The organism is Mesorhizobium mediterraneum (assembly GCF_002284565.1).
In the GTDB taxonomy this organism is placed as follows: domain Bacteria; phylum Pseudomonadota; class Alphaproteobacteria; order Rhizobiales; family Rhizobiaceae; genus Mesorhizobium; species Mesorhizobium mediterraneum.
Genome location: NZ_NPKI01000008.1, coordinates 14,199 through 28,479, shown reverse-complemented (window position 1 = coordinate 28,479; position 14,281 = coordinate 14,199). Strand labels below are relative to the sequence as shown.

Genomic DNA, 14,281 nt, shown 5'->3' with positions numbered 1-14,281 from the left:
AGCCGCGAAAATCCTCGGTCACAAAAAACAGCATCTGTCCCCTACTCGGATGATTACCGTCCCGGCCGGTCGAGCCGCTCCAGGAACCACTGCGTCAGCCGTACCCAGACCTCGTCTTTTTCGCCAGAGTCCTCCCAGCCGTGGTCGAGGTTGGGATTGTCGTTGACCTCGATGACGAAGACGCCATCGTTGGTCTCCTTGAGGTCGACGCCATAGAGACCGTCGCCAATACACCGCGCCGCCCTCACCGCCGTCTCGACGACATGGGCCGGCGCCTCCTTCAGCGTGAAGGTCTTGATGCCGCCCTGATCGGGCTTGCCATTGGCCTTGTGGTTGACGATCTGCCAGTGCTTCTTGGCCATCAGATAGTGCACGGCAAACAGCGGCTGGCCGCCGAGCACGCCGACCCGCCAGTCATATTCGGTCGGAATGAATTTCTGCGCGATCAGAAGGTCAGAATCCTCCAGCCATTCGGTGGCCAGCGTCTTCAGCTCCTCGAAGGTGGCGCATTTCTTGACGCCGCGCGAAAACGACGAGTCCGGGATCTTCAGCACCAGCGGGAAACCCAGCGTCTGCGCCGCCAGCTCAAGGTCGGACGTGCCCGCGATCATCACGGTGGGCGGCACCGGCACCTTGTTATAAGTCATCAGTTCATTGAGATAGACCTTGTTGGTGCAGCGGATCATCGACAGCGGATCGTCGATGACCGGCATACCCTCCTGCTGGGCGCGGCGGGCGAAACGGTAGGTATGGTTGGAGATCGAGGTGGTCTCGCGGATGAACAGTGCGTCGTAATTGGCGAGCTTGGCCAGATCCTTCTTGGTAATCGGCTCGATTTCGACGCCCATCTTTTCGGCGATCCTGGCCCAATAGCGCAGCGACGAAATCTCCGACGGCGGCAGTTCCTCATGTGGGTCGACCAGCGTGGCGAAGGTGTAGCGTGCCGGCGTGCGGCCCTTGGTGTCGCGCCATTCGCGGTTGGTGTAGGTCTCAAGGCACTGAAGGAAGCGCTTCTCTTCCTCCTCGGTCATTCTGGCCAGCGGATGGAAGCCGATCTTGCGGATCGACGCCCATTCGGCGCTGTCCGTGACGTGGACCTCCAGCGCCGGCGCTCGGAACCAGTCGAACAGAAGCTTGGCGAAGCGATCCCATATCTTCGACGGGCCGATGCCGAAGAAGATGCAGACCTTTTGCGGAAAGGCGCCGCCCAGATCCTTGCGGCATTTGTTGAGCGCCAATTCCAGCTCCGGCAGTGCGTGCTCGTAGAGCTTGCGCTCGGACAGGTCGATCATCGTCTCAACCGTCGGGATCACCTTGTGGCCGCGCGAGCCGGCGAGCAGCGAGGCATAGTAGCCGCGGCTCTGATAGCCGTAATTGTTCGACAGGTTGATGACCTTCGGCCGCTGGCCGCGAAACAGCGCCGGATGCGCAAGATAATCGCGGTTGGTGATGATCTTGTGCGGTGTCGCCACTTGATCGAGATCGTTCTGCCTGCCGGTAAGGATGACCCAGGTCATTGTCTGTCGCGCTTTCCGAGGGTGATGGCGGCACGCAATCCGTCGCGGCCGAACTGCGCCATGTTCATGAAGATGCCGTAAGGCACGGGAATGTTGGCGGCATCAAGGATGGTCTCCTGTCTCTCGTCCTCGACCCAGGGATCGTGGATCAGGATATGGTCGCCGTCGTCGCCGATGGCCAGCACCCAGTGCGGAACCTTCTTGCCGAACATCAGGAAGCCGCTGATCAGGACCAACACCAGTTTTCCTTCTGCGATCGCGGTGCGGATATCGTCGATGGCGAATGGACGGTAATTCACCGGGATGCCGTAACGTTCCGCGCGCCGGCGAAAGTCGACCTGCGCCAGTTCCATGACCCGGCGCTTGTCTTGGCTGCGCACCGACTGCAGGAACAGCGCGCCATGGAAGGATACATATATCTCGGCAGAGAGCCCGCTTTCGTGACCGGCAACGGCGAGACCGAACGGCTCGCAGCCGCCCGGCCCCGACATCATGAAAACAGTCGTCGCCTCGCGCCACAAGCGGATCTCCATGACCGGATCGGGCACGAAGCCGGGATCGAAATTGGCCATCGCCATCATCAGGCAGCATGGGCCGCAGGTGAATTCGCAGGTCTGCTGATAGAACGGCACCTTGGTGGCGACCGGAATGTCGCCACGCAAGGTCTTTTCGTAGCGCAGCGCCGTGGCGCCGTCCTCGTAATAGCCCGGTTCGCGGCCGATCTTGCGGTAGCCGCTCTGCTCGTAGATGCGGATGGCTCGGCTGTTGTCCTCGCGCACCTCTAGGCGCAGCATCATGCGGTCGTGCTTGAAGGCGGTCTCTTCCGCCGATGCCAGCAGCATGCGGCCAATGCCGAGCCCGCCAAAAAAAGGGCCGATGGCGATGGAATATAGCCGCGCGACGCCGCTGCCTTTGCGGAACAGCACGACCGCATAGCCGGCGACGCGGCCGTCGTTTTCGGCGACCAGCAGCTCGGCGCTTTCGCGTTCGATCAACTGGCGAAAGGAGCGGCGGGAAATGCGGTCGGTCGCAAAAACAGCCTTCTCGATGACGGCGAGGTCATCGACGTCGGACGCGCGGGCCGTGCGAATCTCGGCAGGCATGCGGGCTCGGAAAACCTCGATTGGGTTGTGGAGAAGGCCCTGGTCGAAACGTTAATAACACCAGCCGAAGCGCCAGCATCCGTCAAGCGCTATCGCACCTCGATTCGGGCCGAATTGTGACAGTTTCGGCCCGGCGCATGAGGGCACGTAGCACTGTAGATCAGTGCAAGGGCTTGAACGGGATCGCTGTTTCGACCGTGGGCCAGCTTCGGAAAACAGGCGCGGTTCAGCTGTCCAGCCCGGCCAGAAGCTGGCTGTAGGCGCTCTTCGCCACCGCAGTCATCTGCGCGCGCGGCAGCGAGCCGACGACGGCGCAGCCATAGCCCTTGTCCAGCCAGTAAATCGCCTCGGGGCCGCCTTCTTCCGACCCATACGTGCCCTTGGCCTTCTCGGCCGATTCAGCCGTGACGAACAGCGAGATGCGCTCGCCCTTCTCGTCTTCATAAAGCAGCATCGCGGCCTTGTTCTCGCCTGCAGGCAGCAGCCGGCCACCGACGAGCTGGAATCCTTCCGCCGCCAGATCCGGTGCGACCAGCTTCAGGCCGACCCTATTGGACAGCCAGGTCTGCAGATGATCCTTGTCGCTGGCGGGCACTTCCACCGCATGCCGTTTTTCGGCGGCATAGATGACATGGGCTGCGATCGCCTGCTCTGCGAGTTGGTCCTTGGCAGGGTCTTCCAGACCAAAATGGCCGATGCCTGCGACGTAACCGCCAACACCGCCAATGGCCAGCACCGCGGCTGCGGCGGCCGCAAGCCACCAGCGCGAGCGCGATACTGCCGCCTTGACCGGCGCCTCACCGAACACGACCTTCTGCAACCGCGCCGGCACCGGCTCGTCGAGCACGCCGGCGAAGGCGGCGCGCAGCGCTGCGCGGTCGGCGACATAGCGGGCGCCCCTCGCCTTCATTTCGGGATTGGCATCGAGCCAAGCATCATAAGCCACGTGCTCGTCAACCGGCAACTCGCCATCGAGGGCCATATGGATGTCGCGTTCGGAAAAATCGCGCCGGGTCATTTCTCGACGATCCTTATCGCTCGGCGACGCGCGGCGTCATCCAGCAGCCCGCGCAACTCATCACGGCCGCGCGCGATGCGCGACATCAGCGTGCCGGCCGGCACGCCGAGGATGTTGGCGGCCTCGGCATAGGAAAAGCCTTCGATGGCGACCATGACGAGTGCTGCGCGCCGGTCGGGGCTGATCGCCTGCAATGCGTCGATAATCTCGCGTGACGCGATGCTCTCCACCTGCTCGGCAGGTGCTGCCTGCGCCTCGCCCGCTTCCAGCGGCAGCATCGCTCCCTCGCCGCGCCGGTTCACCTTGCGCATCTGGTCGATGAACAAATGATGCATGATCGTAAACAGCCACCTCCTGGGGCTTTCTCCAGTCTGCCAATTGTCGAGCCGCACAAGCGCCCGTTCGAGACAGTCCTGAACCAGATCGTCGGCGGAATCGCGGTCGCGCAACAGAGAGCGCGCATAACGGCGCAGACGCGGTATTTCGCCAAGGATTGCTGCCTTCTTTGCGTCCATGACCGCTGGTTCTGAGGTGCCTTGTTCATCCCGATTGAACGCGCCTTCACGGCGCGGCGCAAGTGGCCGGCGCGAAGCGGTCCGCCGCCCCGGTCACCCAAGCAATGCAATAACGCTGGCGCGGACCGGTTTATTCCCGGCCGGGCTAGGGCCACCTGTTAAGGCGCCGCACGCCATGAATGAGAAGCCTGAGGTTGAGAACACACCCTAAAGGACGTATATTCAAAGTCATATATTTGGTATATTCGACTTGGAATATACGTTCGGAGAAATCGATATGTCTCTGTACATCCGCGATAACGAGGTCGACGCCCTGGCTCGTCAGTTACAGTCCGCCATCAGGGCTCCCACGAAGACTGAAGCAGTGCGGATCGCTCTCAAGCGCGAGCTTGAACGAGCGAACTCTGTCCTTCCGCTGAGAGAGCGTATCAAAAAATATCAGGATGCCGCGAGCGCACTTGGTCCCGATGACCCCACCTTCGATATGAAGAAATTCATGGACGAGGCTTGGGGGGAACCCGATGTTTCTTGATGCTTCCGTCATTATTGCGCTGATTTTGAGAGAGGCAGATGCGGATCGTCTGCTGAGAAGGATTGAAACCGCCGAGACGCTTTATTTCTCGCCGAGTTCCGCGTTTGAAGCGATCCTGGGGATAGCCCGCAGAAAATCTGTAGCTGAAAGTGGCGATCAAGCTCCGACACCGCCTGCTCTGATCGATCAATGCCAAACGATTGTCATTGGCTTCCTGGCCGAACTCAAGGCCGTGGAAGTTCCGCTGGATACCGCCATTCGCGAACTCGCAGTCAAAGCCGCCCGCGACTACGGTCGATATGTCGGCCATCCCGCCAAGCTGAACTTCGGCGACTGCTTCAGCTATGCATGTGCCAAGGCCTACCGGGTACCCCTGCTCTACAAGGGCAATGGTTTCTTGCAGACCGATCTTGCCTGAATACTATCCGGGTTCGGATTTGGCCGCGCGCGTCAGCAGCCGCTGGTAGAACAGGCCGATACCGATCAGGACCGCGCCGAGGCCGATAAAGGACAGCGCCCTCAGCACGCCTTCGAGCTCCGACATGTCGAAGAGGAAGACTTTCAGCACGGCGACCGAGATCAGCGCGGCCGACGCGACGCGCAGCACCTGCGACTTCAGCCAGACGCCGGCGGTGAGCAGCGCCACGCCGATGATCAGCCACAGTGCGGAATAGGTGTAGGTTTCGAGCTGGCCGAGGCCGCTCCACAGGCCGATGAACTCGCCCTTGAACAGTCGCCTCACCGACAGCGTCGCATAGGTGAATGCAAGCAGAGCCGCCACCAGAGCCAGCATCGCGGCGTACCATTTCGGCCGCTTGTCTCTGGTATAGAGCGCGAGGCCACCGGCAGCGAACGCCGGCAAGAGATAGGCGAGGAACAGGAGGTTGAACACAGGGATTCGGCCGGTCGATTCGTCAGTGAACAGCGGGTTCAGCGCCAGGAAATGCTGGACGACGATGAAGGCGACCGAGACCACGCCCGCGGCAAGCGAACCATAGCGCAGCACCGAGCTTGGCGAGCGCATGTCGATGGCGACCAGGATGGCGCCGGCGCCGATGGCGATCAACGTGTAGATCGCCTGTTCGGCGAGCGTCGCAGCCCCTGTGTCGATGACGCCGCCATGCATGGCATGGCGCACCAGAATGGCAACTGTGAGCAGCGCAAACAGCGCGGCGCCCGCTTCCATGGCAAGGCGCGGCTGGCCATTGGTGGTGCGAGCGAGTTGCCAGGCGGCAAAGCCGAAGGCGAGCGCCGGCACGCCGTATCCCGGCAGCAGCCAGTTGAACACCGGCGTCGTCGACAGGAATTCGGCGCCGACGATTGTCGGATCGAAGGCGACACGGCCGAGCACCGCGATGACCGCGCCAACCGAAATCCAGCCGAGCACCGGATAGGCGCGCCAGCGGGTGGCCAGTGCCGGCAAGATGGCCGCGGCACCCAGAAGGATGGTGGTCCAGCCGGATCCGAAGGCCATGTAGAGCATCAGCAAGGCGGCGACTGCTGCTCCGCCAAGCGCGAACGAGACGGCCGCCCCGCCCTGCAGCGGCGGCTCTTCACCGCGCGCGATCCACTCGCCGCCGACGGCGAAGACCACGACCAGAAGGGCTGCTACCGCCGCGTAGGCAAGATCGCGGTCGAGATTGCCGAAAGTGAACCAGAGCGCCAACAAAATGACCAGCGGTGCGATAACGCCCCATGCCGCCCATGAGGCGGCGCGGATGTGAGCCGATGCTGCAAATCTGCGCGCCGCCCAGAAGCCGGCACCGATGAAGACAAGCCCGAGTGCGATGCCGATCCTGAGCATCAGCGTATCGGATATTGCCGCCGTCAGACCATCGACACCCAGGCCGCCGGAAAGGTCTGAAGCAATCGAGGTTGGCGGAATGATGCCGAGATAGACCAGCACCGTCGCCAGCCCTGCGGCATGCAGAAGCGCCAGCGCCAGCGGCCTATAGAGCGCCACCGCGACCAGGGCTGTGATAAGGGCTGCTCCCGGCAGAGCATCGCTGGCAGCGTATGCCGGGTCGACGAACAGCGCCATCGCCGAAAGGCCGACGAAGAAGCCCGGTGCGATCGACGGCCAGTCGAAGCCCCCCGCGGGTTCAGCTTCGCCACCGCGACGGCCGAGCCAGACGAAGGCAAGCACGGCCAAGGTCACCGCATTGATAAAGAGGATGACAGGCAGGTTGGCGCCCGGCGCATCGGTCATGTAGAGAACGGTCCAGAGGCCAGTGCCGACGAACGCTGCCGCCATCAACAATTTCCAGTCGCGCAGGCGGGCGATGACGCTGGTGGCGGCTAGCACGATCGCGAGATAGCCGAACAGCGCCCAGGGATTGGGCGCCTGCGAAGCGACCAACATCGGCGTCACCACCGCGCCGAGCAGGCCGATGCCGGCCAGCGCCTGGCCGTGGATGAGGGCGGCTGCGATGGTCGCCACACCGATGGCGCCGAGCAGCGTGAAAGCAAGCGCCGGCCCGATGAAGCCGTAAACGCCATGCGCGGCATAAACCGTGCCGAACAGGATGAAAGCACCGGCCGCTGTCAGGATCGCCGGAATGTAGGCGCCGGCGACGCCCTGCACCGGCACCCTGAAGCCGGTACGGCGGATGAACTCGCCGACGGCAACCAGCACCAGCCCGAGCATTGCTGCCATGCTCAGCCGCACGCCGGGACCGAAGATACCCGCCTCAATGGTGTAGCGGATCAGGAACAAGCCACCCAGCGCCAGCGCGATGCCGCCGACCCAGACTGCCCAGCGGGTGCCGAGCGCCGTTTCAATGTCGGGTTTTTGAGCCGCTTTCGCCGTCGCTGCGGCCGGTTGCGCAGGTGCAGATCCAGCCGGCGCCGCTTCGCCCGCAGCCCACGGTCCGGATGCAGTCTCGCCGGCTTCAACCTCTGTGGACGGCTTTCCCTCAGCCTCGCCCGCCGATGGCGGGGCAATGTCGGTCACTGCCGCAACTGCCGCGCCCGCTGGCTTGCTGTCGTTTGCGGCCTGTTCTACCGGCTTGGGCTGCGGCGGGGCCACATGCGCGCCCGAAAGCACGAGGCTGCGCAGCGCACCAAGCTCGCGCTCGATCAGGCCGATGCGGCTCTGCTGGCGCGAGATAATGACGAACAGCGCGATGATCGCGACTAGGCCGATCAGGCTTTCGAACATGGCGGTTCCCCCAAACCAGGCCAGTAATTACTGACAAATGCGGCGGCCAGACGGCCGGCCGGGTCAGCGCGCCGCCAGATTGGCGGCCGGAAAGATCGAGCATGTTTCGGTGCCGAAAGCCAGCAGCTTGCCGTTGGCATCCTTCAGCGTCGCTTCCGAGACCGCTAGGGTGCGGCCCTTGTGCACCACCCTGCCCTCGCACACCACTTCGCCGGTCCTCGGCGTGATCGGCCGTGTCAGGTTCACCTTGAACTCCGCCGTCGTATAGGCCTCGCCCTTGTCGAGCAGCGTTTGCACCGCACAGGCAAGAGCCGAATCCAGCAGCGTCGCGGCCCAGCCGCCATGCACCCCACCCAGCGGGTTGAGATAGCGCTCGTTCGGCATGCCGCGGAACACCGCACGTCCTTCCGACACTTCGGTCAGGTCGAAACTGAGCTGGAAGGAAATCGGCGGCGCCGGGTATTTGTTGTCGATGATGCGCTGGAGCAATTCCAGGCCGGTATACTCGAGAATGTCGCCGTGCGGAATGGTGCCGAGGCCGAGCGGCGAGACCCGGCCGGGATAGAGCTCCACTTCGCTCATCTGGTGATTTCTCCGGCGGCGGGTTCTTCGATCAGGGTCTTGCCGGGCGCGTGGTGCTTGCGCAAGGCGGCGAGGAAGCCGGCGCGGGCGCCGGGAGCCTCTATGCCGCGCGGCTCGTAGACATGGCGGGAAAAAAAGAAGCCGGTCAGTCGGAAGGCGTCCTCGATCGCCGCCGGATCGGCGCGCAGGCCGGAGCCGCGCTGCAGGAAGGCGGGGAGCACCAGCATCTTATCGCGCCATGGCGCGCCTGCCGCGCGCGACACGGCACGCCCGGATTTCGGCGAGACATAGGCAAGGTTCTGCCTGGTGCCGGTCGCGGCACACTGGCTGAGATCGAGGCCGAAACCGAGCTCGTCGAGAACCAGCAGCTCGAAGCGCGCCACCAGCTCGCCGGCGACATCCGCATCGTCGAGGTGGGCGATCATCACGGCCAGCGTCTCGTAGAGGCCGCCATGGGCGTCGCGCTCGGGCAATAGGCGCAGATGCGCGGCCATGGTCTGCAGCCCATAGATGGCGACGGCGCTGTCGATGAGACGGGCGGCATTCATCTCGATGGCCTCGGCCTGGAAGGTGCCGAGATGCTCGTCAAGCCGCGCCCGCCACAAAAGGTCGACACGGTTGCCGGGCTGCAGAACGGGCTGTTGCTTGCGCGAGCGGCCACCGCGCACGAGGCCGAGGTGGCGGCCATGCGCACGCGTCATGACCTCAAGAATGGCACTGGTTTCGCCATGCTTGCGGGTGCCGAGAATGATTCCCTCGTCGCGCCATTCCATGAACGGAGCTTGTCACCGCTTCGGTGGCGAAATCAAGATTAGGCTTTCAGCCGTCCGCGCGCTGGTGGTCGGCAAGCACTTCATCGATCACGCGTCGCGACTTTTCAACTTCGACTGGATTGATGTCTATATGTCCAGCGACCGTGATCAGCGCTTTCCATAGCGCCCAACCACGGCCTCGCGCCCAGGTTGCCTCATCGGCCTGAAGACCCGCGCGAAACACCTCTCGGCTTTTCCCTTCGAAGAGTGTCCACGCAATCGCCAAATCGCACGAGGGATCGCCCACGCCGGAAGTCCCGAAGTCGATCACGGCGCTCAAGCTGCCTTGCCTGACCAACAGGTTTCCCCAACTGACGTCACCGTGGAACCAGACGGGCGCGCCGTGCCAAGTCGCGGCAAGCGCCGCTTCCCACACCGTGCTCGCGGCACGTATGTCAATCTTGCCGCCGAGGGCTGCAATGGCTTGCCGGGTTTCACCGTCATAGACGCTCAGTGGTCCGCCTCGAAAAAAGTTGTGCTGCCCTGGCGCCGGTCCGCCGGCGGGATCGATCCGTTGCAGGGCGACCAGGAACTGGGCCAGGCTGGCCGCGAATTGCGGCCTTCGATCCAGCGGTAGACGGACCAATGCCAGGGATAGTTGTCGGCCGGGGTTCCCATCGCCAGGGGAACCGGGACAGGCAGCGGCAGAAGAGGCGCAAGCCGTGGCAACCAGCGATGTTCCTTTTCCACTTGCAAGGAATAGGCCGCCGCGCTCGGCAGCCTCACGAGCATATCGTCTCCGAGATGAAAGGTCCTGTTGTCCCATCCGCCTGATGCAACCGGCCTGACGGCAAGATCCTTCCAGCGGGGAAATTGGGTGGCGACCAGCCGGCTCACCAGAGCTGTGTCGATAGTGACTTCTTGCTTGAGCATGATCTTTTTCGAAAACCGGTTCCCACTTTTCGGGAACATGCTCTAATGCGGAAACTCCAGCCCCATCTCGCGGTAGCGCTCGGGGTCGTCGCCCCAGTTCTCGCGCACCTTGACGAACAGGAAAAGGTGCACCTTCTGTTCGAGGATACCTGATATCTCCATGCGTGCCGCCTGGCCGATGGCACGGATCGTCTCGCCCTTGTGGCCGAGGACGATCTTCTTCTGGCTGTCACGCTCGACATAGATGGTCTGGTCGATGCGCACCGAGCCGTCCTTCTTCTCTTCCCATTTCTCGGTTTCGATGTGGGAAGAATAGGGCAGTTCCTGATGCAGCCTGAGATAGAGCTTTTCGCGGGTGATCTCGGCCGCCAGCTGTCGCATCGGCAGATCGGAGATCTGGTCTTCCGGGTAATACCAGGGGCCGGCAGGCAGGGTTTCCGAGAGATAGTCGAGCAGGTCCTTGCAGCCCGACCCAGTTAGCGCCGAGACCATGAAGGTGCGCTTGAAGGGCACCTTTTCGTTGGCTGCCGCGGACAGGGCCAGCAGCGCCTCGGGCTTGACCCGGTCGACCTTGTTGAGGATCAGCACCATCGGCTGGCGGACATCCTTCAGCCGTTCGAGGATGGCGTCGGCGTCGCCCCTGATGCCGCGCTCGGCGTCGATCAGCAACAGCACGATATCGGCGTCCTTGGCGCCGCCCCAGGCGGTCGTCACCATTGCCGTGTCCAATCGCCGCTTCGGCTTGAAAATGCCCGGCGTGTCGACGAAAACTATCTGTGCGTTGTTGTGGATGGCGATGCCGCGCACGATGGCGCGCGTCGTCTGCACCTTGTGGGTGACGATCGACACCTTGGCGCCGACCAGCTGGTTGACCAGCGTCGATTTTCCCGCATTGGGCGCGCCGATCAGCGCGACGAAGCCGGAGTGTGTGACGGCGGCTTCTGTTGCCGGCGGGACGTCGTCGGTGGCGGTCATGCCGCGCTCCCCTTATTTAGCCAGATGCCTTCGCGCAACAGCAGTGCGGTGGCGGCGGCCTGCTCGGCCTCGCGCTTGGAGCGCCCACTGCCGGTCGCCGGCGGATAGGCGCCGACCTTGACGCTGATGGTGAACAGCGGATCGTGGTCCGGTCCCTCGCGGCTGTCAATTATGTAGACCGGCACGGCGCCTGCCGCCTGATGCGCCCATTCCTGCAGTTCGGTCTTGGCATCGCGGCGGGCGGCACCGATGGCCTGCGAGCGCGGCCGCCAGTATTTGTGGATGAAGGCGCTGGCTGCCTCCAGCCCGCCGTCGAGATAGAGCACGGCGATCAGCGATTCCAGCGCATCGGCGCGTAGATTGACGCGCTTGCGTCCGTCGAGGCCGCGCACGTCCGAGCCGGCACGGATCAGCTCCGGCAGGCCGATCTCCTCGGCGATCTCCGCCAGCGCCTCGGCATTGACCAGCGCATTGAGCCTGAGCGAAAGCTCACCCTCGGCAGCGTCCGGATACGCCGCCAGCAGCATGTCGGCGACGACCAGGCCGAGGACGCGGTCACCCAGGAATTCGAAACGCTCATAGTCGATGCCGGCATGGCTGCTGCGGGCGCTGGCATGGGTCAGCGCACGCTGCAAGCGCTGGTGGTCGGCAAAGGCGTGGCCTGTGCGCTCCATGAGCGCTTTGGCGAGCGCGTCCGCGGTCAACCGTTTTGTCGCGGCCATGATCCTAATTGACGAAATGGAGCAGGCGCGACGCGCGCATCAGCGACGGCCATTTCCAGATTTCGAGCGGGCTGGCGCTGCCACCGATCGAGAAGAAGATGAGGTTGGCGCGGCCGACCAGGTTCTCGTCGGGCACAAAACCGACGGTGAAGCGGCTGTCCGAGGAATTGTCCCTGTTGTCGCCCATCATAAAATAGTGGCCGGGCGGCACGTCGAATTCGCGGGTGTTGTCGCCGATCGAGTTCGGCGTCAGGTCGAGCGTGTCATAGCTGACGCCGTTCGGCAAAGTCTCACGATAGACGTCGACCGGCCCGCTCTCCTCGGTGATGTCGCGATTGTCGATCTGCCCGACCTTCTGGCGCGGCACGCCAACGCCGTTGATGAAGAGCTGGCCGTCCTTGACCTGGATCTTGTCCCCCGGCAGGCCGACGACGCGCTTGATGTAGTCGACGGAGGGGTCCGGCGGGAACTTGAACACCGCCACGTCGCCGCGCTTCGGCTCGGCGCCCCAGATGCGGCCCGAAAAGAGGTCCGGCCCGAACGGCAGCGAATAGCGGGAGAAGCCATAGGACCATTTGGTGACGAAGAGATAGTCGCCTTCGAGCAAGGTCGGCCGCATCGACCCGGACGGGATAGAAAATGGCTGAAAAAGGAGCGTGCGGATGACCAGAGCGAGCAAAAGCGCCTGGACGATGACGCTGACGGTTTCGCCAAGCCCGCCGGATTTCTTCTGGGATTTTTCAGCCACGCTCATGTCGTCCTCGATTATGCGTTGGTTGGTATAGGGGCTCGGCGCGCGCTGGGCAACGTCATGCCGGTGGTCAGATGCAATCAATATGGCGCTTCTTCGACGGGCAACGCCTCGATGATCACAAAGGCTTGAGCAAGCGGAAAGTCGTCGGTGATGGTGAGATGGATTGCCGCCCTGTGCCGTTCAGGCAGGATTTTGTCCAGTTGCGCCGCCGCCCCGCCGGTCAGTGCCATGGTCGGCTTGCCACTGGCCAGGTTGACGACGCCCATATCGCGCCAGAAAACACCTTGCGCCATACCGGTGCCCAGCGCCTTGGCGCAGGCTTCCTTGGCGGCGAAACGCTTGGCATAGGAGGCGGCGCGGGCGCCGCGACTTTCGGAGCGGACCTGTTCGACCTCGGTGTAGATGCGCTGAATGAAGCGCTGGCCATGGCGCTCCAGCGATTTTTCGATGCGTCTGATATCGATCAGGTCGCTGCCGATGCCAATGATCATTCGGCAGGAACTTCCCGTCCGGCCGTTCCAGCTCTGTCCGCCAGGCGCATGCGCCGCTGTTCGCGGAAGGTGGCCATGCCCCAGCGCGTGATGCCGTAGAACAAGAGGCCGAAGATCAGGCCAAGCGGCACGGCGCCGACGGTCATCGGTTTCAGCACCGGTCCCCACAATTGCGAAAACGAAAGATTGTGCAGCATCTCGCCGAGATGCGCGGGCGGCCCATGCGCCGGCAGGCGCTCGTGCAGGACCAGCTTGCCGGTCTCCCACGACGCGCCCCACAGCAGCGGGAAGGTCAGCGGATTGCCGACAACCGTGCCGAGCGCTGCCGCGACCAGATTCCCGGCGATTAGCCAAGAGACGGCAAAGGCGATGATGAAGTGAAAGCCGAGCGGAAAGAATGATGCGAACACGCCCGCCGCGACACCGGCGGCCACGGCGTGCGGAGTGGCCTTCAGCCGCAGGATGCGCTTGGAAAAGTATCGCAGCGAACGCGAGAAAGAGCGGCGTGGCCACAGATAGGTACGCACCCGCTCGAGAAAACCATCAGGATTGCGGCGTCGAAAAAGCACTCTGTTCCTGTCCTGATATCCAAAGCTGCCGCTCTGACCATCCCGGGCCGGGCGTGACAGCCACATCTTGCGCTTTGCGGCCGTCGAAAGGCAACAACGACCTTGATATAGCGATACGCCGGCCGCAGAACAACCGGAACTCGTCGGGCGCCCGCTTGCAGCGACCTTGCGGCGCCGGCGTTTCGCCGTTTCGAACACAGTACAATCGCGGCGGATTTGAGGAGGCGAGTTCGGCGCGGAGATCAGCAGCAACCCGCAAGCTATCTACAGCCCATAGTCGCTGACCTCGACGAGGTTGCCGTCCGGGTCGCGGAAATAGACCGACATCATCGGGCCACGGGCGCCGATCCGCTCGACCGGCCCGACTTCGACGGCAACGCCATTGGCCTCCAGACTGGCGCATATCTCGGCGAGCGGACGGGCGGCGACCAGGCAGAAATCTGCGGTGCCCGGAGTCGGCGCTTTCGCCTTGGGCTCGAAGGTGCGCCCTACCTCATGCACGTTGATCTTCTGCGTTCCGAAAAGCAGTGCCGTCGGCAGGTTCGGTGTGTCGAGACGCCTGAACCCGAGCACGCGCTGATAAAAGGCGCAGGTGTCATCGACGGAGCGAACCGTCAGCACGAAATGATCGATGCCGGCGATCACGGCAGCGCCTCCG

At 63.4% G+C, this 14,281-nt stretch carries 15 protein-coding genes and 1 pseudogene; 2 read left to right on the top strand and 14 right to left on the bottom strand.

Features of this window, described 5'->3' with window-relative positions; translation table 11 throughout:
- Positions 1-53: 53 nt before the first annotated feature.
- From CIT25_RS03325 to CIT25_RS03310, 4 genes are all read right to left on the bottom strand, one after another.
- Positions 54-1,517, bottom strand: a complete 1,464-nt coding sequence (locus CIT25_RS03325; protein ID WP_095483151.1) for a RimK family protein — start codon at positions 1,515-1,517, stop codon at positions 54-56.
- Positions 1,514-2,620 (bottom strand): peptidase C39 family protein, encoded by a 1,107-nt coding sequence (locus CIT25_RS03320; RefSeq protein ID WP_095483150.1) that lies wholly within the window; start codon positions 2,618-2,620, stop codon positions 1,514-1,516. Before CIT25_RS03320 ends, CIT25_RS03325 begins: the two co-directional genes overlap by 4 nt.
- A gap of 226 nt (positions 2,621-2,846) precedes the next feature.
- Complete coding sequence (locus tag CIT25_RS03315) at positions 2,847-3,638, bottom strand: anti-sigma factor family protein (RefSeq protein ID WP_095483149.1); 792 nt, start codon at positions 3,636-3,638, stop codon at positions 2,847-2,849.
- On the bottom strand, positions 3,635-4,153 hold the full coding sequence (locus CIT25_RS03310; protein ID WP_095483148.1) for an RNA polymerase sigma factor: 519 nt from the start codon (positions 4,151-4,153) through the stop codon (positions 3,635-3,637). The genes CIT25_RS03315 and CIT25_RS03310 overlap by 4 nt, the downstream gene beginning before the upstream one ends.
- A 277-nt stretch (positions 4,154-4,430) precedes the next feature.
- On the opposite strand from CIT25_RS03310, the gene CIT25_RS03305 reads away from it, so the two are divergent.
- Complete coding sequence (locus CIT25_RS03305; protein ID WP_095483147.1) at positions 4,431-4,685, top strand: type II toxin-antitoxin system VapB family antitoxin; 255 nt, start codon at positions 4,431-4,433, stop codon at positions 4,683-4,685.
- Complete coding sequence (locus CIT25_RS03300) at positions 4,675-5,103, top strand: type II toxin-antitoxin system VapC family toxin (RefSeq protein ID WP_095483146.1); 429 nt, start codon at positions 4,675-4,677, stop codon at positions 5,101-5,103. The genes CIT25_RS03305 and CIT25_RS03300 overlap by 11 nt, the downstream gene beginning before the upstream one ends.
- A 3-nt stretch (positions 5,104-5,106) precedes the next feature.
- Here CIT25_RS03300 and CIT25_RS03295 read toward each other — a convergent pair whose 3' ends face one another.
- The 10 genes and pseudogenes from CIT25_RS03295 to CIT25_RS03250 all read right to left on the bottom strand — a co-directional run bounded on the left by CIT25_RS03295 (position 5,107) and on the right by CIT25_RS03250 (position 14,268).
- On the bottom strand, positions 5,107-7,845 hold the full coding sequence (locus tag CIT25_RS03295) for a DUF2339 domain-containing protein (protein ID WP_095483145.1): 2,739 nt from the start codon (positions 7,843-7,845) through the stop codon (positions 5,107-5,109).
- Between the two features lie 63 nt (positions 7,846-7,908).
- Complete coding sequence (locus CIT25_RS03290; RefSeq protein ID WP_095483144.1) at positions 7,909-8,427, bottom strand: PaaI family thioesterase; 519 nt, start codon at positions 8,425-8,427, stop codon at positions 7,909-7,911.
- The gene (gene recO, locus CIT25_RS03285; protein ID WP_095483143.1) at positions 8,424-9,200 is read right to left on the bottom strand and encodes a DNA repair protein RecO; all 777 of its coding nucleotides are present in this window, start codon (positions 9,198-9,200) and stop codon (positions 8,424-8,426) included. Before recO ends, CIT25_RS03290 begins: the two co-directional genes overlap by 4 nt.
- A 46-nt stretch (positions 9,201-9,246) precedes the next feature.
- Positions 9,247-9,971 (bottom strand): annotated as a pseudogene (locus CIT25_RS03280) (aminoglycoside phosphotransferase family protein).
- Positions 9,972-10,154: 183 nt separating this feature from the next.
- Complete coding sequence (gene era, locus CIT25_RS03275; protein ID WP_095483142.1) at positions 10,155-11,087, bottom strand: GTPase Era; 933 nt, start codon at positions 11,085-11,087, stop codon at positions 10,155-10,157.
- On the bottom strand, positions 11,084-11,809 hold the full coding sequence (gene rnc, locus CIT25_RS03270) for a ribonuclease III (protein ID WP_095483141.1): 726 nt from the start codon (positions 11,807-11,809) through the stop codon (positions 11,084-11,086). The genes era and rnc overlap by 4 nt, the downstream gene beginning before the upstream one ends.
- A 4-nt stretch (positions 11,810-11,813) precedes the next feature.
- Positions 11,814-12,563 carry a signal peptidase I gene (lepB, locus tag CIT25_RS03265; RefSeq protein WP_095483289.1) on the bottom strand — a complete coding sequence of 250 codons (750 nt, stop codon included), beginning with the start codon at positions 12,561-12,563 and terminating at the stop codon, positions 11,814-11,816.
- Positions 12,564-12,640: 77 nt separating this feature from the next.
- A complete protein-coding gene (gene acpS, locus CIT25_RS03260; protein ID WP_095483140.1) occupies positions 12,641-13,054 on the bottom strand; it encodes a holo-ACP synthase in 414 nt (137 codons plus the stop codon).
- Positions 13,051-13,623: a DUF2062 domain-containing protein gene (locus CIT25_RS03255; protein WP_095483139.1), complete on the bottom strand. Its 573-nt coding sequence runs from the start codon at positions 13,621-13,623 to the stop codon at positions 13,051-13,053. The genes acpS and CIT25_RS03255 overlap by 4 nt, the downstream gene beginning before the upstream one ends.
- Before the next feature lie 264 nt (positions 13,624-13,887).
- Positions 13,888-14,268: a VOC family protein gene (locus tag CIT25_RS03250; protein ID WP_206072912.1), complete on the bottom strand. Its 381-nt coding sequence runs from the start codon at positions 14,266-14,268 to the stop codon at positions 13,888-13,890.
- Positions 14,269-14,281: the final 13 nt, after the last annotated feature.